Genomic DNA, 19,840 nt, shown 5'->3' with positions numbered 1-19,840 from the left:
AGCCTTCTGACCACCGGAAGGCAGGAATGAGCGCTTACGCCCCGGCAAACCGCACTGCCCCGCCTACCCAGCGCGCGACGATGCGCTGTGCCAGCTCGGGCGATTCGCGCAGCAGCCGCTCGCCGATGTCCTGCACCTGCGGCAGCAGGTCGGCATCGCGGCCGAGGTCGGCGACGCGGAACTGGGCCAGCCCGGTCTGGCGCGTGCCGAGCAGTTCGCCGGGGCCGCGCAGTTCCAGGTCCTTCTCGGCGATGACGAAGCCATCGTTGGTCTCGCGCATGGTCTCCAGGCGTTGCCGCGCCATCTGCGACAGCGGCGACTGGTACAGCAGCACGCAGCTGGAGGCGGCACTGCCGCGGCCGACGCGGCCGCGCAGCTGGTGCAGCTGGGCCAGGCCCAGGCGCTCGGCGTTCTCGATGATCATCAGCGACGCGTTGGGCACGTCGACGCCGACCTCGATGACGGTGGTCGCCACCAGCAGGTCGATCGTGCCTTCCTTGAAGGCGCGCATCGTTGCCTGCTTGTCGGCTGCCTTCATGCGGCCGTGGACGATGCCGACGCGCAGCTCGGGCAGGCGCTTGGACAGGTCTTCGAACGTCGATTGCGCAGCCTGCGCGATCACTTCGTCGCTGTCGTCGATCAGCGTGCAGACCCAGTACGCCTGGCGACCTTCGGCGCAGGCGCGGCGGATGCGCTCGACCAGCTCGGGGCGCCGTTCGGCGCTCAGCGCCACCGTCTGTACGGGCGTGCGCCCGGGCGGCAGTTCGTCGATCGCCGACACGTCGAGGTCGGCATAGGCGGCCATCGCCAGCGTGCGCGGAATGGGCGTGGCGGTCATCACCAGCTGATGCGGAACGACCGCGTCGCCATTGCCATTGCCCCCGACGCCCTTGTCGCGCAGCGCCAGGCGCTGGTGCACGCCGAAGCGGTGCTGCTCGTCGACGATGGCCAGGCCGAGGTCGCGGAAGGCCACGCCCTCCTGCATCAGCGCATGCGTGCCGACGACCATCTGCGCCTCGCCGGAGGCGACCTCTTCCAGCACCTTGGCACGGGCGCGGCCGGTGACCTTGCCGGCCAGCCAGGCCACGCGTACGCCAAGCGGTTCGAGCCAGCCGCGTAGGTTACCCAGGTGCTGCTCGGCCAGCAGTTCGGTCGGTGCCATCAACGCCGCCTGCTTGCCGGCCTCGACCGCCTGCATCGCCGCCAGCGCCGCGACCACGGTCTTGCCGCTGCCGACGTCGCCCTGCACCAGGCGCAGCATCGGATGCGGCTTGGCGAGGTCGGCGCGGATCTCGTCGAACACGCGCTGCTGCGCGCCGGTCAGCGCGAACGGCAGCGCCTTGCGCAGGCGCGTGGCCAGCGCGGTCTTGCGCAGCACCGGCGCGGCATGGGCCTGCTGGGAGATGCGCTGGCGGCGCAGGCTGAGGTGGTGCGCCAGCAGCTCCTCGAGGGCGAGGCGGCGCTGCGCCGGATGGCGCCCGGCGACCAGCGCGCCCACGTCGGCGTCCTGCGCGGGCCGGTGCACGGTCAGCAGCGCCTCGCGCAGCGACGGCAGGTTGAAGCCATCGCGCAACTCGCGCGGCAGAAGCTCCAGCGACGCCTCATCGGGCAGGCGGTCCAGCGCCAGGCCGATCAGCCGCCGCAGCGACGCCGGGCCAATGCCCTCGATCGCCGGGTAGACCGGATCGAGGCTGCTGCCGAGCTCGGCATCGGCTTCCTCGTCGAGCAGGCGATAGCTGGGATGGACGATCTCCAGGCCGTTCTGGCCCGGACGCGGCGTGCCGTAGCAGCGCACGCGCGCACCCGGCTGGAATTGCGCGACCTGGGCGGCGCGGAAATGGAAGAAGCGCAACACCAGCGTCGCGCGCGAGTCGTCCCCGATCGCCACGCGCAGGGTCGGCCGATAGCGGAATCCGCGTTCGACCGCTTCCACGCGTCCTTCCACCTGTGCGGCCACGCCGGGCTGCAGCAGGCGAATGGGTGTAAGCGCGGTGCGGTCCTCGTATTGCCGCGGCAACTGCAGCCACAGATCCTGCAGCGTGGTCAGGCCACGCGCGGCCAGCTTCTCCGCCACGCGCGGACCCACCCCGCGCAGGCTGCTGATCGGTTGCAGGTGATGGAGTGCGACGGCGGGACCGCCCTTGCGTGTCGGCATCCGCCAAGGATGCCCGGATCGCCGGAAAACCTGAACCCCGGCACGATGTGCCGGGGTCGGTGGAGGCCTTGCCTCCCGGTCAGAACTTCGCGCTGACTTCCAGGCCGTACTGGCGCGGCTGGGTCATGCGCGCGCCAACGGTGCCGAGCACGGTCATCCCGTAGGTGCCCAGCGAGTTGACGTACTGGTTGTCGAACACGTTGTTGCCGTACAGCGCCCAACCCCAATGGCCGCTGGCCGAGGTCCAGCCCAGGCGCACGTCGGTGAGGTTCTGCGCCTCGCCGATGTCGATGGCGCCGGCACCGGTGCCACAACCGAGCAGGCTGGCCGACTCGTCGTTGCTGCGGCATTCGCCGACGTAGGAGTGACGCAGCGAGGCACGCATGTCACCGGCATCGCCCATGTGCCAGACGTAGTTGGCGCCGGCGGCGAACGACCACGTCGGTGCACCGGTGGGCTCACCGGCTAGGTCGACACCCTGCGGATTGATGTACGACTTGTAGGTCGAATCCAGGTACTCGGCGTTGAAGTCCAAGCCCAGACCGTCGGTGGCCTGCCAGCGCACGTCGAAATCGACGCCGTAGGCTTCCTGGTCGGAGGTGTTGACCACGAAGCGCGGAATCGCCGTGGTCATGTCCAGCGTGACGGCCTGGCGGTTGTCGTAGACGTAGTAGAACGCCGAGACGTTGTAGGCCAGGCGCTGCTCCGGGAACGACTGCTTGATGCCGGTCTCGAAGTTCCAGACGTCCTCGTTCTCGAACTCGCTGCCGATCTGCAGGGCGTTGAAACCGCCGGCCTTGTAACCCTTGGCCAGCGACGCGAAGCCCATCAGGTTCTCGGCGAAGTGGTAGTCGGCGACGAAGCGCGGGCTCCAGTCGTCCCACGACTTCTTGGCGCGGTTGAGCACGCCCTTGTTGATCATCGCCGGCGGGTCAATGAAGGCGACGTCGAAGATGAACATCTCCTTCGGCAGGCCGATCGCATCGAAGAAGCCGATCGCATCGAGCAGGTCGAGCTGTGCATCCAGCTCCGGCGCGCTGCGGTGGTCGTTGAACCAGGTGAAGTCCTTCTCGTCGCGGGTGTAGCGCAGGCCGGCGGTCAGGTTGAGCTTGTCGTTGACGTGCCATGTGGCGTCGCCGAACGCGGCGTAGGCCTTGGTGTCGAGCGTGTTGACGAACTTCTCGTTCCACGGCAGGCCGGTCAGGTCGACCGGGATGCCGAACATGTTGGCGACCTGGGTGACCGGGCCGAACAGTCCGCCCGGGGCGAGGCCCATGTTGTTGGCGATGGTGTCGATCGAGTCGGTCAGCGCGTTGACTTCGCTGGTCTGGTCGGCCTCTTCCTGGAAGTAGCTGACGCCGGCGGTCCAGTCGACGCTGTCGGTGCTGCCGACGAACTTGAACTCCTGGTAGAAGTTCTTGTTGCTCTCGGTGTTGGTCGAGTCGACGTAGAGGTAGCTGAGGTTGGTGCCGTCTTCTTCGACGCGGTTGAGCGAGTCGTAGTCGTGCCACGCCGACGTCGAGGTCAGGCTGCCCCAACCGAAGTTGTGGTCGACGATCAGGGTGATGCCGTCGAACTCGCGCGTCTCGGCGTTGCCTTGCGCATCGGTCGCGGTCGGGATCTTGAGCGGATCGAGGAACTGCGTCGGATCGGCCGGTGCGGTCGGCAGTGCCGGCAGCGCCGGGATCGGCACCACGCCGGTGGTGGCCTGGCCGAGCTGGTCGAGGCTCTCGTGGTCCCAGGTGATCCATGCGCGGGTGTCGTCGCCGATTTTGGTCTGGAACGACGCGCGCGTGGCCCAGTTGTCCTCCGGCGCCAGGTCTTCACCGGTCACCGAATCCTGGATCCAGCCATCGCTGTGGTTGAAGATGCCGTTGAAGCGGAACGCCGAGGTATCGCTCACGGCGATGTTGGCCATGCCCTCGAAGTACTGCTTGTTGTCGTTGCCCAGGCGCAGCTTGGCGCGCGCGCCGTTCTCGTACTCGGGGCGGGTGGTGATGATCGAGATCGCGCCGGCGGCCGTGTTGCGGCCAAACAGCGTGCCCTGCGGACCCTTCAGCACTTCGATGCGCTGCAGGTCGGTGAACGGCAGCAGCACGCCGCCGCCGCGACCGGCGTAGACGCCGTCGACGTACACGCCCACGGCCGGATCGGTACCGATGCCGAAGTCGTCGGTGGCGATGCCACGCAGCTGGAAGCTCGGCTGCGTCGGCTGCAGGCTGTTGATCTGCAGGCCCGGGACGAAGCTGTCGATGTCACCGAGGTCCTCGGCGGCAACGTCTTCGAGCAGCTGCTCGGTGACGACCTGCAGTGCGATCGGCACGTCCTGCAGTTCCTGCTCGCGGCTCTGCGCGGTGACGGTGATCGTGTCCAGCTGCGTGGCGCTGACCGGCGCGGGTGCGTCGGCGGTCTGCGCCATGGCCAGCGGCATCGCCGCGGTGAATGCCAGACCGGACAGTGCGCGGCCCAGACTGATTGCGAGCCTGCTCTTGCGTGGCGACATCGGAACTCCCCTCCCAATGACTTTCTTGTTGTTTTGGCACCGGCGGTCCATGTAGAACCGGACCGCTCGGCAAGTGGTTACTTCACAGCGATTGCATCATCGCGACTGCATCGCGACGTTTTGCTCCGTATCGGTGCAATTCCCCAGCCATGCTCCGATCCAGTCACGGATCAGCACAACGCCTTCCTCATGCACGGTTCCCCGACCGAGCTCGGGCATCATCGCACCTGGATCGAGGCTGTCCATCCGGTAGACCAGGATCGAATCGTCCGGGCGACCCGGCACGATGTCGAACATGTGGTCGCCAGTGCCCTGCCCGGCGGCAACCGGCGGCTTGCACAGACCAAGCCTGCGCGAATCCGTGGTGCCAGCGTCGAGCCACAGGCCGGACGTATCGGCAGGCCCCTTCGGGTTGTGGCAATGGCCGCAGTTGACGTCCAGGTAGGCACGCGCGCGATCGTTGAGCTTGGCCGTGGTGTCGTCGAAGCGGACGTTGTGCGGCACACCGGACTTCGGCAACCCCTGCAGGCGGCCCATTTTGACCATGCGCGCGAGCTGGTTGCTGCCCGGGTGCCACGGATCCTCGCGATTGAGGTGGCGCGCCTTCGGTCCGATCGGATGCAGCACGCGCGTGGTGTTGTTGGTGGAATGGCAACCGGCGCACTGGTTCTCGTCCGGAACCATGTAGCTGAAGGTCTGCTTGCCGCTGCCGTCGGGCTTCTGCAGCGTCATCGCGATCGAATCACCAGCGCGCGCTAGCACCGCTTCGGTCTGCTGCGCGTTCCAGACGTAGGCCATCGCCACCCAGCCCTTCTCGCGATGCACCAGCAGGCGCGTCTCGATCAGGCGCACCTTGGACAGGTCCAGGCCGTCGCGGCTTTCCGCCGGCGACTCGGCCACGCGCAGCACCGCGTCGCCGTGACCGGCGCGCGGATAATAGAAGGTCTTGCTGATGATGGTGCCGACCGGGAAGTCGAAGGCTTCGTAATCCTGGTACGTGGCCTTGGTTCCCGGCGGCAGCCACAGCGTGCGCAGCTTGTGCGCGTAGTCGCTGAACAACGCGCTGTTGAGGGCGTATGGCTCCACGCCCTGGTTCAGTCGCAGGTGGCCATCGGCAACCGACACCACATGCCAGTCGCTTAGGTTTTCAGGTTGGCCGGCGGCATGGAACTGCACCGGCTCCTGGCTGCGCTTGCACCCCACCAGCGACATCGCGGCCATCATTGCGGCCGCGCAGATCACAAACAACTGCTTCATGCCGTCGGAACCGCCTTCGTAGCCGTTGCACCGAGGTCACCCGGCATCGTCACCACCGGCAGCGGCGGCAGCTTGCAGCGCACCGCTTCGGTCACCAGGCTCGGGTTCTTGTACTTGTTCGGGCCGTCGGCGTTGAGCGTTTCGGCCGCGCCGTTGTCGATGCAGACCTGTGCGCCACCCGGGCGCGCGGTGTTGACGTAACCGTCCCACAGCACGTCCGGCAGGTGGCCGGAAAGGCCGAACATCGCCACGCGCAGCGCCTTCAGGTCGAGTCCATCGGGCTTGTCGCCGCCGCCCTTGAAGCGGTTGCCGTAGATGGCAATCTCTTCCGGATACGGATCGAACGCCTTGGCCACGCCCTTCTCGGTCATGTAGCCGGTGGAGAAGTAGCTGGAGATGATCACGTTCGCCGTCTGGTTGTCGGCGATGTCGTTGTCGAAGATCTCGACCTTGTCGTTGGAGTTGATCACCACGCCCGAGCCGGCCGGCACGCTGGCGACGGCCGCGCCCTTGGCGGCGAAGTTGCCGGTGTTGTTGGCGAACACCTTGTTGCGGTAGACGCGGGTGGTGTGGCCCGGCTGCGGCAGGTTGGGCATGTTGAACACGAGGATGCCGCCGGTGTTGTCGGTGGCGGTGTTCTCGTAGACGTCGGCGCTGATCGAGTTCTCGATCTCGATGCCGGCGACGTTGCGCTCGGCGCGGTTGCGGCGCACGACCACGTTCTTCGACTGGCCGACGTAGATGCCGGCATCGGATGCGCCGATCACGACCGAATCCTCGATCAGCACGTTGGTGGTCTGCACCGGGTAGATGCCGTAGGCGCCGTTGGTGGTCTTCGGACCGGCGGTCCATTCGACGCGGACGCCGCGGATGGTGATGTTCTCGCCTTCGTTGACCTTCAGGCCGTCGCCCTTGCTGTCCTCGATGGCGAGGTTTTCCAGGGTGAAGTTGCCGGCGTTGACCAGCAGGCCTTCGGCGCCGGCCTTCTGGCCCTTGAAGCTGAGGATGGTCTTGTCCATGCCGGCGCCGCGCAGGGTCACGCCGTCGACGCGCAGGCTCAGGCTACGGTCGAAGGAGAAGCGGCCAGCCGGGATCTCGATCACGTCGCCGGGCTTGGCATCGAGCAGGCGGCCGATCAGCACCTTCTGGTAGTCGGCGTCGGCGGCCGGGGCCGGGGCTTCCTGCTTCTGGCAGCCGGCCAGGGTCGCCATGCCGGCTGCGATCGCGATGCTGAGAGTGATGCGCTTCATAAGGTTTGCGTCCGTCCCCATTCCAGACTGTCCCGTGGCCTTCCCGGTCCGCAGGCGGAGGGGGAAGAAGTAAAACGCAGTCTGTGACCTTCGGAGGACGCCAGTGGAGGGCAAACCCGGCATACTCTGGGGGGCAAACCGGACAAGCTACGCAAGCGTATGCAACCAATCGACCACGACGACCCGCGCCAGAGCGTGGCCAACATCAAGAGCGGCATCGTTTCCGGCCTGGTCGCCATGGCCCGTGAATCGGGGATCGGCTGCGAGGCCTGGTTCGCGGGGCTGCGCCTGGGCCCGGCCGAGTTCGACGGCGACACGCCGGTCTACCTGTCCTATCGCCAGACCTGCCAGATCATCCGGCGGGCGATGCGCGGCCTGCCGGTGCGCGGCCCCGGCCTGGTCCTGGGCGAGCGCCAGAACATCGGCCATTTCGGCCTCCTCGGCCTGGCCATGCTGACCGCGCCGCGCTTCGCCGAGGCACTGCAGCTGGGGGTCCATTACGCGCCGATCACCGGGGCGATGATGGAGCTGGAGCTGGATGCGGGCAGCCATGGCAGCGAACCAGGCGACGGCCTCGGCATGGTCGCCAGCATGCGCAGCCCGGATCCCGAACTGGAACCGTTCCTGTGCGAGGAGCTGTTCGCCAGCTGCCTGATGCTGTGCCGCGGGCTGTTGGGTGCGGACTTCCGGCCAACGGTGCTGGAGCTCGCCTACCCTGCGCCGGATTACGCCGACGACTATGCGCGCGTGTTCGATTGCCCGGTGCGTTTCGATTGTCCGCGCAATCGCGTGGTCATCGATGCGCGCTGGCTGGACACTGCAATGCCGGCCGGCAATCCCGCCAGCGCGCAGCGCGTGCTGGCGCTGTGCGATGAGCAGATGCCGGCTGGCCAGCCACGCAGCGAAATAGTTGCTGTCGTGGAACGGCTGTTGCTGCAGCGCCTGGCCGACAACCCGCGCCTGGTCGACATCGCGGCGGCGCTGCATTTGACCGAACGTACATTGCGCCGCCAGTTGCAGGCGGCGCGGACCAGCTTCAGCGAGTTGCACGACCGGGTGCGCAGTGAATCGGCACGGGCGATGTTGAGCGATCAGAAATTGAGCATCGCCAACGTCGGCGCGGCGGTCGGCTTCAAGGACGCGCGCGAGTTCCGCCGCGCGTTCAAACGCTGGACGGGCGTGGCGCCGCGGGAGATGCGGGCGCAGGGCTGACTTGTCTCTGCGCTTCTGCTGCGATTTTGCTGCGCTTCAGCGCTTCCCTCTGCGGTACGGCGTCGTCCGCCGAACCGGGGATTGCTCCGCCCCTTCGTCGGACATCCTGTCCGAAGGCGGGGCGCGGGACATCCATGTCCCGCTGCTACGCAATCCCCGGCCCGTCGAACGCCGCTCCAGCATTTCGTTGCCCGGTCTTCGATAACGCCCATCAACCCGTCATTCCCGCGAAGGCGGGAAACCAAGGACGTTGCTCCCCGCCTTTGAAACCACCTCATCCTCCCGCGGGCGTCCGGGACCTAGGTCACCGAGCAGACGTGCGAATGAGCGAGGGCACGGACCCCGTCCAGGGCCGGCGCAGTGCGAGTCCGACCGTCGCAGATGCATCACGCGGGCACTGCGCTCTCGCCGACAGTCGAAGTCAACAAAACAACGGCAGCTTCCGGAAGGAGGAGGTGGGGTGTATTTCGCGAACAGTAAACGGAGCGAAGCGGAGGTTCGCGGAATACACCCCACCTCCTCCACCCACTGACCACACGCAAAAAAGGAAACGGGCCGCATAACGCGACCCGTTGTCCGAGGATTTCAAGTGAGACCCAGGATCAATCCAGGAACATCACCGCATCCACTTCAAACCCGGCACCACGCGGCAGGCCCGAAACTTCGATCGTCGAACGCGCCGGGTACGGTGCCTTGAAGAACTCGCTCATCACCGCATTGACTGCGGCAAAGTTGCCCAGGTCGGTCAGGTACAGGCCCAGACGCACGACATCGGACAGCGAGCCACCGGCGGCTTCGCAAACGGCCTTGAGGTTCTCGAACGCACGGCGCGCCTGGGTGCTGATGTCGCCCTCGACCAGAAGGCCGGTGCCCGGATCGAGCGGGATCTGCCCGGACAGGTAGACGGTGTCGCCGGCACGCACGGCCTGCGAGTACGGGCCAATGGCGGCCGGGGCCTTGTCGGTGTGGATGATCTGGCGGGACATGGATGCGCTCTGGAGTAGTCAGACGCGAATCCTAGTCCAACAAGGGACCGTTCGTCCTGAGCGTAGGCCGAAGGCCGGAGTCGAAGGAGATGTCGAGTGCATCACGGCTCCATCCCTCGACTTCGGCGCTGCGCGCCTACGCTCGGGACGAACGGGGCGGGCCGTGCTACATCCGCTGCACGCCCAGCACCACGCCCAGTCGGCGCACGCGTCGCATCACGTCGGCGAGGTGGCGACGGCCACTGACTTCAATTGCAAATCGCATCACCGCCACGTTGGCGTCGCGGTCGAGGTATTCGACGCGGTCGATGTTCGATTCGGCTTCCGCAATGGCCGCCGCGACCTGCGCCAGCGAACCGGGACGGTTGTCGACCTCGATGCGCAGCGCCGCGGCGAAATCGCCGCTGACCTGGCGGTCCCAGCCGATCGGTACCCAGCGATCGGGCGACTTGCGGTAGTCGGCCACGTTCGGACAGTCGAGCCGGTGCACCACGATGCCCTTGCCGGCCGTGTGGTACCCCATGATTTCGTCGCCGGGAATCGGCAGGCAGCAGTTGGCGAAACTGATCACGCCACGCTCGGCGCCGGTGATCAGGATCTTGTCCTGCGACAGCGGCTGCAACGGCAGGTCCTTCGATCGCAGCGCCTTGCCCGGGGTCTCTCGCGCCAGTGCCTGCGCGACCTGCTGCGGCATGCGGTTGCCCAGGGCGATGTCGGCCAGCAGCGCTTCGAGGCGCGGGTAGCGGAACTCGCCGAGGTAGGCTTCCATCCGTACCGCCGGGACGCGGTCTAGCGAGATACCCAGTGCCTCCAGCGCGCGGTCGAGCATGCGATGGCCCAGCTGCACCGCATCCTCGTGCTCGAGTTGCTTGAGCTGCTGGCGGATCGACGTGCGCGCCTTGCCGGAGACGACGAACTCGAGCCACTGCGGCTTCGGCGAGGACGACTTGGCGGTGATGATCTCCACGCGCTGGCCGCTGGCCAGTCGCGTGCGCAGCGGCACCAGCTTGCCGTCCACGCGCGCGGCGACGGCGCGGTTGCCGACGTCGGTGTGCACTGCGTAGGCGAAGTCGAGCGCGGTCGAGTTGCGCGGCAGCGACATGATGTCGCCCTTCGGCGTGAACAGGTAAACCTCGTCCGGGAACAGGTCGACCTTGACGTTCTCGAGGAACTCCAGCGACGAGCCGGTCGAGCGCTGCGATTCGACCAGGTTGGCGATCCAGCTGTGGGCGCGGCTCTGCGCGCTGCTCGGGCCGTCGCCGCCGTGCTTGTAGGACCAGTGTGCGGCAATGCCGCGCTCGGCGATCAGGTCCATCTCCTCGGTTCGGATCTGCACTTCGATCGGCGAGCCATACGGGCCGAACAGCACCGTGTGCAGCGACTGGTAACCGTTGGCCTTCGGGATCGCAATGAAGTCGCGGAAACGCGAATCCAGCGGCTTGTACGCCGCATGCACCACGCCCAGTGCGTGATAGCAGTCCGGCACCGTGCGCACGACGACGCGGAAGCCGAACACGTCCATCACCTGGGCGAAGGTTTTGTGCTCCGAGCGCATCTTGGTGTAGATGCTCCACGGCGATTTGACGCGACTGACCAGGCGGTGCGGCACCCGCTCCTTGGCCAGTCGCTGCGCCAGCTGCGCTTCGATCTGCACCAGCGATTCGCGGCGTACGACCGGCTGCGTGCGCAGGCGCTTCTCGATGACGGCGTGGCGCCACGGATGCAGCGCGCGGAAGCCCAGGTCCTGCAGCTCGGCCTTGATCAGGTTCATGCCCAGGCGCTGCGCGATCGGCGCGTAGATCTCCAGCGTTTCGCGGGCGATGCGGTGGCGCGCTTCCATGCTCTGCGCGCCGAGCGTGCGCATGTTGTGCAGGCGGTCGGCGAGCTTGATCAGGATCACGCGCAGGTCGCGCGACATCGCCAGCAGCATCTTGCGGAAGCTTTCCGCGGTCGCCTCCTGGCGGTCGCGGAACTGCAGCTTGTCCAGCTTGGTGACGCCGTCGACCAGCTCGGCGACGGTCTCGCCGAACTCGCTGGCCAGGCCGTCGCGGGTCAGCGGCGTGTCTTCGATGGTGTCGTGCAGGATCGCCGCGATCAGGGTTTCGACGTCCAGGCCCTGGTCGGCCAGGACCTTGGCCACCGCCACCGGATGGGTGATGTACGGCTCGCCGGATTTGCGCGTCTGCCCGGCGTGCGCGGCCGCGCCGATCGCCCAGGCGCGGCGCAGGCTCTGGCGCTGCGGGGCGGGCAGGTATTCGGCCGCGTTTTCCAGCTCGCGCACATAGTCCGGCACGTCCGCGTCATCCAAGACGAAGGCGGGATGCGTGCTGATCACGGACTCTGCGGGGGTCATGGAGAGAATCTACGCGTGCGGCGGCGCGCTGTGCAATCAGCGGCCTCTCAGGTGCTTGTGGGGTCGGGGCCCACAAATGCAAACGGCCCCGCAAAAGCGGGGCCGTGCAGATCACGCGCCAGTGGAACCGGCCCGTGAATGTGCCTCAGGGACGGATCAGTCGTCGCCCTTGGACAGGTCGTCGTCGGCAACCACTTCAGCGGCGGCCCATTCCAGCGCCTCGCGCTCCTTGCGCTCGCGCTCGGCCTTCTCGACGGCATCGATGTAATCGGTGTCGATGCGGCGCGCGGCGATTTCGCGCAGGGCCAGCACGGTCGGCTTGTCGTTGGCTTCGCTGTTGTCCAGCTGCGGATCAACGCCATTGGCCAGCTGACGGGCGCGCTTGGCGGCCATCATGACGAGTTCGAAGCGGTTATCGACCACTTCCAGGCAATCTTCAACGGTGATGCGGGCCATGGGACTCCTGGCGGCCGGCGGGCCGTCCATACAGGCTTGTAAGGGACCGCAGAGTGTAGTCGCGCCGCCGGGGCGAAGCAAGCGGATCATTGAAAATCAATCAGTTAGAGTACCAACGAGCCGCCAAGTCTGCTTGCGCCCCTCCCCCTGCGTGCAGGGGGAGGCTGGGAGGGGGTCGAGGCCGAAGGCCGAGCCGCACAAAAGCCTTACCCCTCCCCGGCCCTCCCCTGCTCGCAGGGGAGGGAGCCAAGCGTCAACTCACTCGTCCGCCAGCAGCGCGGTGATCAGGCGCGAGTGACGCGCCACCTGCTGGTCGCGACGGACCCGGCTGGCGGTGAAGATCGCGCACATCTCGTCGACGGCGGTGTTGAAGTGCTCGTTGACGATGACGAAGTCGAATTCGCCGTAATGCGACATCTCCTCGCGCGCCGCCGCAAGCCGCTGCGCGATCACTTCCTCGCTGTCCTGGCCGCGGCTGCGCATGCGCTCGTCGAGTGCCTTGCGCGATGGCGGCAGGATGAACACGCTGACCGCATCGGGCACCTTGGCGCGCACCTGGCGCGCGCCCTGCCAGTCGATCTCCAGCAGCACGTCCTTGCCGGCCGCCAGCTGCGGTTCCACCGACTGGCGGGCCGAGCCCTTCCAGTCGCCATGCACCAGCGCCGACTCGAAGAAGTCGCCGGCCGCGACCATGCGCTCGAATTCTTCCTTGCTGACGAAGTGGTAATGCTCGGCATGGCGCTCGCCCGGCCGCGGCTGGCGCGACGTGAACGAGATCGACAGGCAGATGTTCGGGTCGCGCGCCAGCACCGCATTGACGATGCTGGATTTGCCGGCGCCCGACGGTGCCGCGACGATGAAAAGGGTTCCGCGCATCAGTGGGCTCGTGTCATTCGATGTTCTGGATCTGCTCGCGGACCTGATCGATCAGGACCTTGAGCTCCACTGCCGCCGCCGAACTGCGCGCGTCGACCGACTTGGAACCCAGCGTGTTGGCCTCGCGGTTGAATTCCTGCAGCAGGAAATCCAGGCGCCGGCCGACGGCTTCCTTGAGCTTGAGCACGCGGCGCGCTTCGCTGACATGCGAATCGAGCCGGTCGAGCTCCTCGTCGACATCGAGCTTCTGCAGCCACATCACCAGTTCCTGCTCCAGGCGGCCGGAATCGAGCGGCTGGGCGAGGTCGGCCATGCGCGCCTCGAGCTTGCTGCGCTGGCCGGCGCGGATGATCGGCATCAGCGTGCGCACCTCGGCGGCGATGGCGGCAATGCCGTCGACGCGCTCGATGATCACCGCCGACAGCTTGGAACCCTCGCGCTCGCGGGCGCGGATGAATTCGTCAAGCACCTGTTCGAGCAGTTCCAGCGCCTGCGCCTGCAGCGCCGCCGGATCGGCGGACTGGGTCTGCAGCACGCCGGGAAACTGCAGCAGCTGGGTCAGGTCGGTCTGCAGGCGTGGGAATCGCGCTTCCAGGTCCAGTGCCAGCTCGCTCAACTCGCGCAGGCGGCCGGGATTGAGCTGCAAGGCACCATCGCCGTCGGCGGTGCGCAGGCGCAGCGCCAGATCGATCTTGCCGCGGGCGACCCGGGAAGCGACGCGCTCGCGCAGCGCCGGTTCCAGCGCGCGCAGTTCGTCGGGCAGGCGCACGCCCAGCTCGAGGAAACGGTGGTTGACCGAGCGCAGCTCGCAGCCGAGCGTGCCCCACGGGGTGACGCGTTCGCCGCTGGCGAAGGCGGTCATGCTGCGGATCATCATCGAATCCAAGGGCTGACAGGGTGCGAATGGTAAACTCGCGCGCCCCAAACACGGTAATCACCCTCCTCATGGCCACGACCGGCACGCCGCAAGCCCCTTCCGCCGGCCAGACCGCGCCGACCGTGGTCCGCCCCAGCGGGCGGGCACCCGCGCAAATGCGCGAAGTCCGCATCCAGCGCGGCTACACCCGCCACGCCGAGGGTTCGGTCCTGGTCAGCTTCGGCGAGACGCGCGTGCTGTGCACCGCCAGCGTCGACAACAAGGTTCCGGCCTTCCTGCGCGGCAAGGGCGAAGGCTGGGTCACCGCCGAGTACGGCATGCTGCCGCGCGCCACGCACACCCGCAGCGACCGCGAGGCCGCGCGTGGCAAGCAGGGCGGCCGCACGCTGGAGATCCAGCGTCTGATCGGCCGTTCGCTGCGCGCCTGCGTCGACCGCAAGCTGCTCGGCGAGCGCACCATCACCCTCGACTGCGACGTGCTGCAGGCTGATGGCGGCACCCGCACCGCCGCCATCACCGGCGCCTACGTGGCCCTGGTCGATGCTGTGCGCTGGTTGCAGGCGCGTCGCGAGATCAGCCGCGATCCGGTGTTCGGCGCGGTCGCGGCGGTGTCGGTGGGCATCTACCGTGGCGTCCCGGTGCTCGATCTGGATTACGCCGAAGACAGCGACTGCGACACCGACATGAACGTGGTGATGAACGACGGCGGCGGTTTCATCGAGCTGCAGGGCACCGCCGAAGGCCACGCCTTCCGTCGCGAGGAACTCGATGCGCTGACGTCGCTGGCCGAGGCCGGCATCGCCGAACTGGTGGCGAAGCAGCGCGAGGCACTGGCGGGTTGAGGGCCAGCATCGGGCCATGAAGCGGACCATCGCCAACGTCACCCTGGTCGTGCGCGACTACGACGAAGCCATCGCGTTCTACACCGGCGCGCTCGGCTTCGACCTGCTCGACGATATCGACCTGGGCGACGGCAAGCGCTGGGTGCGGGTGGCGCCGCAAGGTGCGCAGACCGCATTGCTGCTGGCCCAGGCCAGCGACGACGACCAGCGCGGGCACGTCGGCAACCAGACCGGCGGCCGTGTCGGTTTCTTCCTGCATACCGACGATTTCCAGCGCGACCACGCCGCGATGCTCGCGCACGGCGTGGCGTTCCTCGAGCCGCCGCGGTTTGAGCCCTACGGCACCGTGGCCGTGTTCGAGGACCTGTACGGCAATCGCTGGGACCTGCTGGAACTGAAGCAATGAACCTGCCGGACAAATGGGTGATCGCCAGCAGCAACGACGGCAAGTTGCGCGAGTTCCGCGAAATGCTCGGCGGCAGCGGCATCGAGTTCGTCACCCAGGGCGAGCTCGGCGTCGGCGATGCCGACGAAACCGGCCTGACCTTCGTCGAGAACGCCCTGCTCAAGGCGCGCAAGGCCGCGCGCGAAACCGGCATGCCGGCACTGGGCGACGATTCGGGCCTGTGCGTGGATGCACTGGCCGGCGCACCCGGGCTGTACTCGGCGCGCTATGCCGGCAGCCACGGCAACGCCGACGCGAACATCGACAAGCTCCTCGACGCGCTCAAGGACGTACCCGACGAGCAGCGCAGTGCCCACTTCCATGCCGTGATCGTGTTGCTGCGCCATGCCGGGGATCCGCAACCCCTGATCGCCGAAGGCACCTGGTCCGGTCGCATCCTGCATGCGCGCCGTGGCAACGGCGGCTTCGGCTACGACCCGGTGTTCTTCGATCCGCGACTGGGCAAGGGCGCGGCCGAGCTCGACACGGAACTGAAGAACCGCATCAGCCACCGCGGCCGCGCCCTGGCCGCGCTGCAGAAGCTGCTGGGCGACGCCACGCGCTGAACGCCACGCCCATGTCGCTGACCACGCCGCCGCTGTCGCTCTACGTCCACCTGCCCTGGTGCGTGCGCAAGTGCCCTTACTGCGACTTCAACTCGCACGAAGGGCGCGGCGCGCTGCCGTTCGATACCTATGTCGACGCGCTGCTGGCCGACCTCGACCACGACCTGCCGCTGGCCTGGGGCCGCAACGTGCACTCGGTGTTCTTCGGCGGCGGCACGCCGAGCCTGTTCCCGCCCGAGCACATCGACCGCTTCCTGCAGGAGGCCAGCAGTCGGCTGCGCTTCGTCCCGGGTTGCGAGATCACCCTGGAGACCAACCCCGGCACCGCCGAGCACGGCCGCTTCGAGCTGTACCGGCAGGCCGGCGTCAATCGACTGAGCTTCGGCATCCAGAGTTTCGACGACGGCTGCCTCAAGCGCCTGGGCCGCATCCACGACAGCGGCGAGGCCGAGGCGGCAGTGAAGCTGGCGCAGGACGCCGGCTACGACAACTTCAACCTCGACCTGATGTATGCCCTGCCCGAGCAGACGCTGGCGATGGCCGAGCACGACCTGGAACGTGCCTTCGCCCTGCAGCCGACCCACGTCAGCCATTACCAGCTGACGCTGGAGCCGAACACGATGTTCGCCGCGCGGCCGCCCAAGGGCATCCCCGACGACGACGCCAGCTGGGACATGCAGGAGCACTGCCAGGCCCTGCTCGCCGCGGCCGGCTACGCCCAGTACGAAGTCAGCGCCTACGCCCGGCCCGGGCGTCAGTGCCTGCACAACCTCAACTACTGGCAGTACGGCGACTACCTCGGCATCGGCGCCGGTGCGCACGGCAAGCTCACCCTCGGCGCGGAGCAGACGGTGCTGCGGCGCTGGAAGGTCAAGCATCCGGCGCAGTACCTGGTCCAGGCCGGGCACGCCGGTGCGATCGGCGGCGACGACCGGGTCGAACCGGCACGCCGGCCGTTCGAGTACATGCTCAATGCGCTGCGACTGGTCGACGGCTTCAGCCTGGCCGCCTTCGAAGCGCGCACCGGCCTGCCGCGCACGGCGATCGCCGCGCAACTCGATGCTGCAACCGCACAGGGCTGGCTCGAAATCGATGGCGACCGGGTGCGTCCCACCGAGCTGGGACGGCGCTTCACCAACGACGTTGTCGAGCTGTTCCTGGCCGACGACGGGGCCGATGCCGTCGCCATTGACCCTGACGGTCCGGACCTGTCGCAGCGGGTCATGGTCGACCACGCCAAGTAGCTCCAGCCCCCGTACGCGGGCTCGAGCTGGCCGCTGGCGGCCGCCCTCGCCGTTACAACAGTTGGTCGCTCCCTGAGGGACCGCTGGGGCGAGAGGCTGGCGGGGCGCGGGGGGACAATGCATGATCGTCCCGATCACAGGGTGCCCCTAAATGTCCGCAACGTTCGAACCCCTTGGCAGTTCGATCCCTCGGCCTACGCTGGCGTCAGCGGCGTTGCCGAAGCGGGTTCGTCGCGTACTGGAGCATCTTTATGCGCTGGTCTCGGACGAAATGGCGCGCCAGCTCGAGCACATGCTCGGCGAATTCGAGCAGCAACTGTTCAAGCATGCCGACCAGGCGCGCACGTCGGCGCAGCAGGCCGCGCACCTTGAAACCCTGCGCACCGCCCGCCTGAACCGCTCGGACCTGGTCCCGCAGTTCCTGGCGCTGCTGGAAGGCGAACTCACCACGGTCCGCGACCCGACGCCGCACCAGGACACCCCGGCCGCCCTGCCCACCTTCCGCGACCTGCGCCTGGTCGACGACGGCGAGGCGGACGAGGCCAACCTGCTGCGCAGCATCGCCATTCGCCACGAAGCTCGCGCCGGCCTGCCGCTGCTGCTGCTGGGCCAGCGCTTCGGCGTGCTCGGCGGCGCCCCGGCCTTCGACGCCGATCGGCTGCCGGTCGGTCCGTACCACTTGTGCCGGATCCTGTCCGAAGCCACGCACTCGCTGCAGATCACGCCGGAAGCGCGGTTGCATCTGTACAAGGTGTTCGACCAGCACGTGATGTCGGGCTACGCGCAGCTGGTCGAAACGATGAACGCCCTGCTGGCGCGCGAGAACGTGCTGCCGAGCCTGTCGTTCGTGCCGGTGCGCAACCGCGGGAAAGCCCAGCGCCAGGGCCAGGCAGCAGGACAAGGACAGGGACCGGGCCAGGACGAAGCGCAACCGCGGGGACAACGCGAGGATGCGATGGTGCCGCGACGCGGCGCCGACGCCAGCAGTCCGCTGTTCGACCCGCTGCGTCCGCACACCGCCTGGCCCGGGCAGCCGGTGCCGCGCCACGGCGACGACCAGGATTCCTACGTTTCGTTGCGGAACCTGCTCAACGGCCGCCGCGAGCTGATGGACAAGCTGCGCACCGGTGGCGACACCGGCGCGCCGCGACCGACACTGTCGGCCCACGACATCTCCAGCGCGCTGGCCGGCCTGCAGTCCATGCCGGCGCACGCAACGCCGCCGCGCAACCTCAACGACGTCCGCCAGACGCTGCTCGCGCAGGCGCGGCAACAGCGCGGCGAAGCGGCCACGCTGACGCGCGAGGATGCCGACACCTTCGAGCTGCTCGATCAGTTCTACAACGAGATCGGGCGCGAGCTGCGCAACGATGCAGCGGTCTCATCGCTGCTCAATCGCTTGCAGGTGCCGCTGCTGCGACTGGCGCTGCAGGACCAGGCTTTCTTCGTGCGCCAGGAGCATCCGGCGCGGCAGCTGCTCAACGCCGTCGCCGAAGCAGGCGCGCACTGGCTGCCCAAGGAAGAGGCCGATCCCGCGCTCAACGAACAGCTGCGTCGCGCCGTGGACCACGTCGTGGAGCACTACGACGGCGATGACGGTGTGTTCGAGTCGGCCAACCAGCAGTTGCAGGAACACCTGCGCCTGATGGCGCGCAAGGCCGAAGTGGCCGAGCGTCGCCACGTGGAGGCTGCACGCGGCAAGGAAAAGCTGGTGCTGGCCAAGCACCAGGCCACCGAAGCGATCACCGAAGCGCTGCACGACCAGAAGCTGCCGAAGTTCGTCCACACCCTGCTCACCCAGGCCTGGACCGACGTGCTGACGCTGACGCTGCTGCGCCATGGCGAGGAATCGGACGAGTGGCAGCGCCAGCTCGAGGCGACGCGGCAGATCATCGCCGCCAACACCGTCGAGAACCGCGCCCCGGCGCCGGAGCCGCTGGGCGAGGACATCGAGCAGGCACTGACCCAGGTCGGCTACCACGTCGACGATGCCGGTGCGATTTCGCGCCAGCTGACCACCGGCCACGCCGCCAACGACGACGCCGCCACCCGCACCGAACTTGCACTGAAGCTCAAGTCGCGCACGCGACTGGGCGAAGACGAAGCGCCGCGCACGCAGGACATCCAGCCGCGCAACCCGCACGAGCAGGAATGCTGGCAGCACCTGCGGACGCTGCCGTTCGGCACCTGGTTCGAGTTCGACCTCGAAGTACCGGGCGAGATCATCCGCCGCAGGTTGTCCTGGTTCAGCCCGCTCACCGACAACGCGCTGTTCGTCAACCAGCGCGGCCAGCGCGTGGGCGAGCAGTCGCTCGACAGCCTGGCGCGGCAGATGGCCAGCGGTCGCGCGCGCATCGTCACCGTCGAGAAGAGCCGCCTGGTCGATCGCGCCTGGAACGCGGTCGTCAGCGCGCTCAGCAACCTGGTCTCCAGCCCCGCCCCGCAGCAGGCAAGTGCATGAACGAAGAATTCCGCCGCGCCCGCCGTCGCTCCATCCAGGAGCCGGTGCAGGTGGTCGACACCATGACCGACACCGTCGTCGGCCAGCTCAGCAACCTGTCCGAGAGCGGCATGCTGCTGATCGCCTCCGCGCCGCTGGTCGACGATGCCCTGTACCAGCTGCGCTTCAACCTGCGTGGCACGCCGCACCAGACCTCGCCGATCGAGGTTGGCGCGCACCTGCTGTGGCAGGACAAGACCAGCACGCCGGGCCAGACCTGGTCGGGCTTCCGCTTCATCACCATGCTCGAGAGCGAGCTGCAGCAGCTGCGCAACTGGCTCGACTCGGCCAACGGCCACCCGGCCTGAGCAGGCCGGG

General features: G+C 67.8%; 15 protein-coding genes and 1 pseudogene. 7 read left to right on the top strand and 9 right to left on the bottom strand.

What is annotated here, in order from left to right; genetic code table 11:
- Positions 1-34 precede the first annotated feature (34 nt).
- The 4 genes from recG to ACFOPO_RS07375 all read right to left on the bottom strand — a co-directional run bounded on the left by recG (position 35) and on the right by ACFOPO_RS07375 (position 7,165).
- Positions 35-2,155 carry an ATP-dependent DNA helicase RecG gene (gene recG / locus ACFOPO_RS07390; protein ID WP_386702412.1) on the bottom strand — a complete coding sequence of 707 codons (2,121 nt, stop codon included), beginning with the start codon at positions 2,153-2,155 and terminating at the stop codon, positions 35-37.
- 79 nt (positions 2,156-2,234) lie between these two features.
- Positions 2,235-4,658 carry a TonB-dependent receptor gene (locus ACFOPO_RS07385; RefSeq protein WP_386702410.1) on the bottom strand — a complete coding sequence of 808 codons (2,424 nt, stop codon included), beginning with the start codon at positions 4,656-4,658 and terminating at the stop codon, positions 2,235-2,237.
- A 96-nt stretch (positions 4,659-4,754) separates the two neighbouring features.
- Positions 4,755-5,915 (bottom strand): SO2930 family diheme c-type cytochrome, encoded by a 1,161-nt coding sequence (locus ACFOPO_RS07380; RefSeq protein ID WP_386702408.1) that lies wholly within the window; start codon positions 5,913-5,915, stop codon positions 4,755-4,757.
- The gene (locus tag ACFOPO_RS07375) at positions 5,912-7,165 is read right to left on the bottom strand and encodes a parallel beta-helix domain-containing protein (protein WP_386702406.1); all 1,254 of its coding nucleotides are present in this window, start codon (positions 7,163-7,165) and stop codon (positions 5,912-5,914) included. Before ACFOPO_RS07375 ends, ACFOPO_RS07380 begins: the two co-directional genes overlap by 4 nt.
- Positions 7,166-7,324: 159 nt before the next feature.
- On the opposite strand from ACFOPO_RS07375, the gene ACFOPO_RS07370 reads away from it, so the two are divergent.
- Complete coding sequence (locus ACFOPO_RS07370; protein WP_386702404.1) at positions 7,325-8,377, top strand: AraC family transcriptional regulator; 1,053 nt, start codon at positions 7,325-7,327, stop codon at positions 8,375-8,377.
- Between the two features lie 602 nt (positions 8,378-8,979).
- Here the strand turns inward: ACFOPO_RS07370 and ACFOPO_RS07365 are convergent.
- The 5 genes from ACFOPO_RS07365 to ACFOPO_RS07345 form a co-directional block, all read right to left on the bottom strand.
- The gene (locus ACFOPO_RS07365) at positions 8,980-9,363 is read right to left on the bottom strand and encodes a RidA family protein (RefSeq protein WP_200604099.1); all 384 of its coding nucleotides are present in this window, start codon (positions 9,361-9,363) and stop codon (positions 8,980-8,982) included.
- A 166-nt stretch (positions 9,364-9,529) separates the two neighbouring features.
- The gene (locus ACFOPO_RS07360; protein ID WP_386702402.1) at positions 9,530-11,716 is read right to left on the bottom strand and encodes a RelA/SpoT family protein; all 2,187 of its coding nucleotides are present in this window, start codon (positions 11,714-11,716) and stop codon (positions 9,530-9,532) included.
- 156 nt (positions 11,717-11,872) lie between these two features.
- Positions 11,873-12,172, bottom strand: a complete 300-nt coding sequence (rpoZ, locus tag ACFOPO_RS07355) for a DNA-directed RNA polymerase subunit omega (RefSeq protein WP_158734183.1) — start codon at positions 12,170-12,172, stop codon at positions 11,873-11,875.
- 258 nt (positions 12,173-12,430) lie between these two features.
- Positions 12,431-13,048 carry a guanylate kinase gene (gene gmk, locus ACFOPO_RS07350; RefSeq protein ID WP_386702399.1) on the bottom strand — a complete coding sequence of 206 codons (618 nt, stop codon included), beginning with the start codon at positions 13,046-13,048 and terminating at the stop codon, positions 12,431-12,433.
- Between the two features lie 13 nt (positions 13,049-13,061).
- Positions 13,062-13,922, bottom strand: a complete 861-nt coding sequence (locus ACFOPO_RS07345) for a YicC/YloC family endoribonuclease (protein ID WP_386702397.1) — start codon at positions 13,920-13,922, stop codon at positions 13,062-13,064.
- 71 nt (positions 13,923-13,993) lie between these two features.
- On the opposite strand from ACFOPO_RS07345, the gene rph reads away from it, so the two are divergent.
- From rph to ACFOPO_RS07315, 6 genes and pseudogenes are all read left to right on the top strand, one after another.
- Complete coding sequence (rph, locus tag ACFOPO_RS07340) at positions 13,994-14,767, top strand: ribonuclease PH (RefSeq protein ID WP_386702395.1); 774 nt, start codon at positions 13,994-13,996, stop codon at positions 14,765-14,767.
- 16 nt (positions 14,768-14,783) lie between these two features.
- Positions 14,784-15,173, top strand: a complete 390-nt coding sequence (locus ACFOPO_RS07335; RefSeq protein WP_386702393.1) for a VOC family protein — start codon at positions 14,784-14,786, stop codon at positions 15,171-15,173.
- Positions 15,170-15,778: an RdgB/HAM1 family non-canonical purine NTP pyrophosphatase gene (gene rdgB, locus ACFOPO_RS07330; RefSeq protein WP_386702391.1), complete on the top strand. Its 609-nt coding sequence runs from the start codon at positions 15,170-15,172 to the stop codon at positions 15,776-15,778. Before ACFOPO_RS07335 ends, rdgB begins: the two co-directional genes overlap by 4 nt.
- 11 nt (positions 15,779-15,789) lie before the next feature.
- Positions 15,790-16,938, top strand: a pseudogene (gene hemW / locus ACFOPO_RS07325) (radical SAM family heme chaperone HemW); the annotation flags it as partial.
- Positions 16,939-17,173: 235 nt separating this feature from the next.
- Positions 17,174-19,483 (top strand): DUF1631 domain-containing protein, encoded by a 2,310-nt coding sequence (locus tag ACFOPO_RS07320; protein ID WP_386702389.1) that lies wholly within the window; start codon positions 17,174-17,176, stop codon positions 19,481-19,483.
- On the top strand, positions 19,480-19,830 hold the full coding sequence (locus ACFOPO_RS07315) for a PilZ domain-containing protein (RefSeq protein WP_386702387.1): 351 nt from the start codon (positions 19,480-19,482) through the stop codon (positions 19,828-19,830). Before ACFOPO_RS07320 ends, ACFOPO_RS07315 begins: the two co-directional genes overlap by 4 nt.
- The last annotated feature ends 10 nt before the right edge of the window (positions 19,831-19,840 follow it).

Origin of the sequence: Lysobacter sp. GCM10012299 (assembly GCF_042649405.1) — a bacterium.
Lineage (GTDB): Bacteria > Pseudomonadota > Gammaproteobacteria > Xanthomonadales > Xanthomonadaceae > Lysobacter_J.
The sequence above is the reverse complement of the archived record's forward strand: the minus strand, read 5'-3'. Positions and strand labels throughout refer to the sequence as shown.

Bases quoted from the DNA above. Each gene is read 5' to 3' on its own strand.
- recG (WP_386702412.1), bottom strand. From the start codon at position 2,155: ATGCCGACACGCAAGGGCGGTCCCGCCGTCGCACTCCATCACCTGCAA.
- ACFOPO_RS07385 (WP_386702410.1), bottom strand. From the start codon at position 4,658: ATGTCGCCACGCAAGAGCAGGCTCGCAATCAGTCTGGGCCGCGCACTG.
- ACFOPO_RS07380 (WP_386702408.1), bottom strand. From the start codon at position 5,915: ATGAAGCAGTTGTTTGTGATCTGCGCGGCCGCAATGATGGCCGCGATG.
- ACFOPO_RS07375 (WP_386702406.1), bottom strand. From the start codon at position 7,165: ATGAAGCGCATCACTCTCAGCATCGCGATCGCAGCCGGCATGGCGACC.
- ACFOPO_RS07370 (WP_386702404.1), top strand. From the start codon at position 7,325: ATGCAACCAATCGACCACGACGACCCGCGCCAGAGCGTGGCCAACATC.
- ACFOPO_RS07365 (WP_200604099.1), bottom strand. From the start codon at position 9,363: ATGTCCCGCCAGATCATCCACACCGACAAGGCCCCGGCCGCCATTGGC.
- ACFOPO_RS07360 (WP_386702402.1), bottom strand. From the start codon at position 11,716: ATGACCCCCGCAGAGTCCGTGATCAGCACGCATCCCGCCTTCGTCTTG.
- rpoZ (WP_158734183.1), bottom strand. From the start codon at position 12,172: ATGGCCCGCATCACCGTTGAAGATTGCCTGGAAGTGGTCGATAACCGC.
- gmk (WP_386702399.1), bottom strand. From the start codon at position 13,048: ATGCGCGGAACCCTTTTCATCGTCGCGGCACCGTCGGGCGCCGGCAAA.
- ACFOPO_RS07345 (WP_386702397.1), bottom strand. From the start codon at position 13,922: ATGATCCGCAGCATGACCGCCTTCGCCAGCGGCGAACGCGTCACCCCG.
- rph (WP_386702395.1), top strand. From the start codon at position 13,994: ATGGCCACGACCGGCACGCCGCAAGCCCCTTCCGCCGGCCAGACCGCG.
- ACFOPO_RS07335 (WP_386702393.1), top strand. From the start codon at position 14,784: ATGAAGCGGACCATCGCCAACGTCACCCTGGTCGTGCGCGACTACGAC.
- rdgB (WP_386702391.1), top strand. From the start codon at position 15,170: ATGAACCTGCCGGACAAATGGGTGATCGCCAGCAGCAACGACGGCAAG.
- ACFOPO_RS07320 (WP_386702389.1), top strand. From the start codon at position 17,174: ATGTCCGCAACGTTCGAACCCCTTGGCAGTTCGATCCCTCGGCCTACG.
- ACFOPO_RS07315 (WP_386702387.1), top strand. From the start codon at position 19,480: ATGAACGAAGAATTCCGCCGCGCCCGCCGTCGCTCCATCCAGGAGCCG.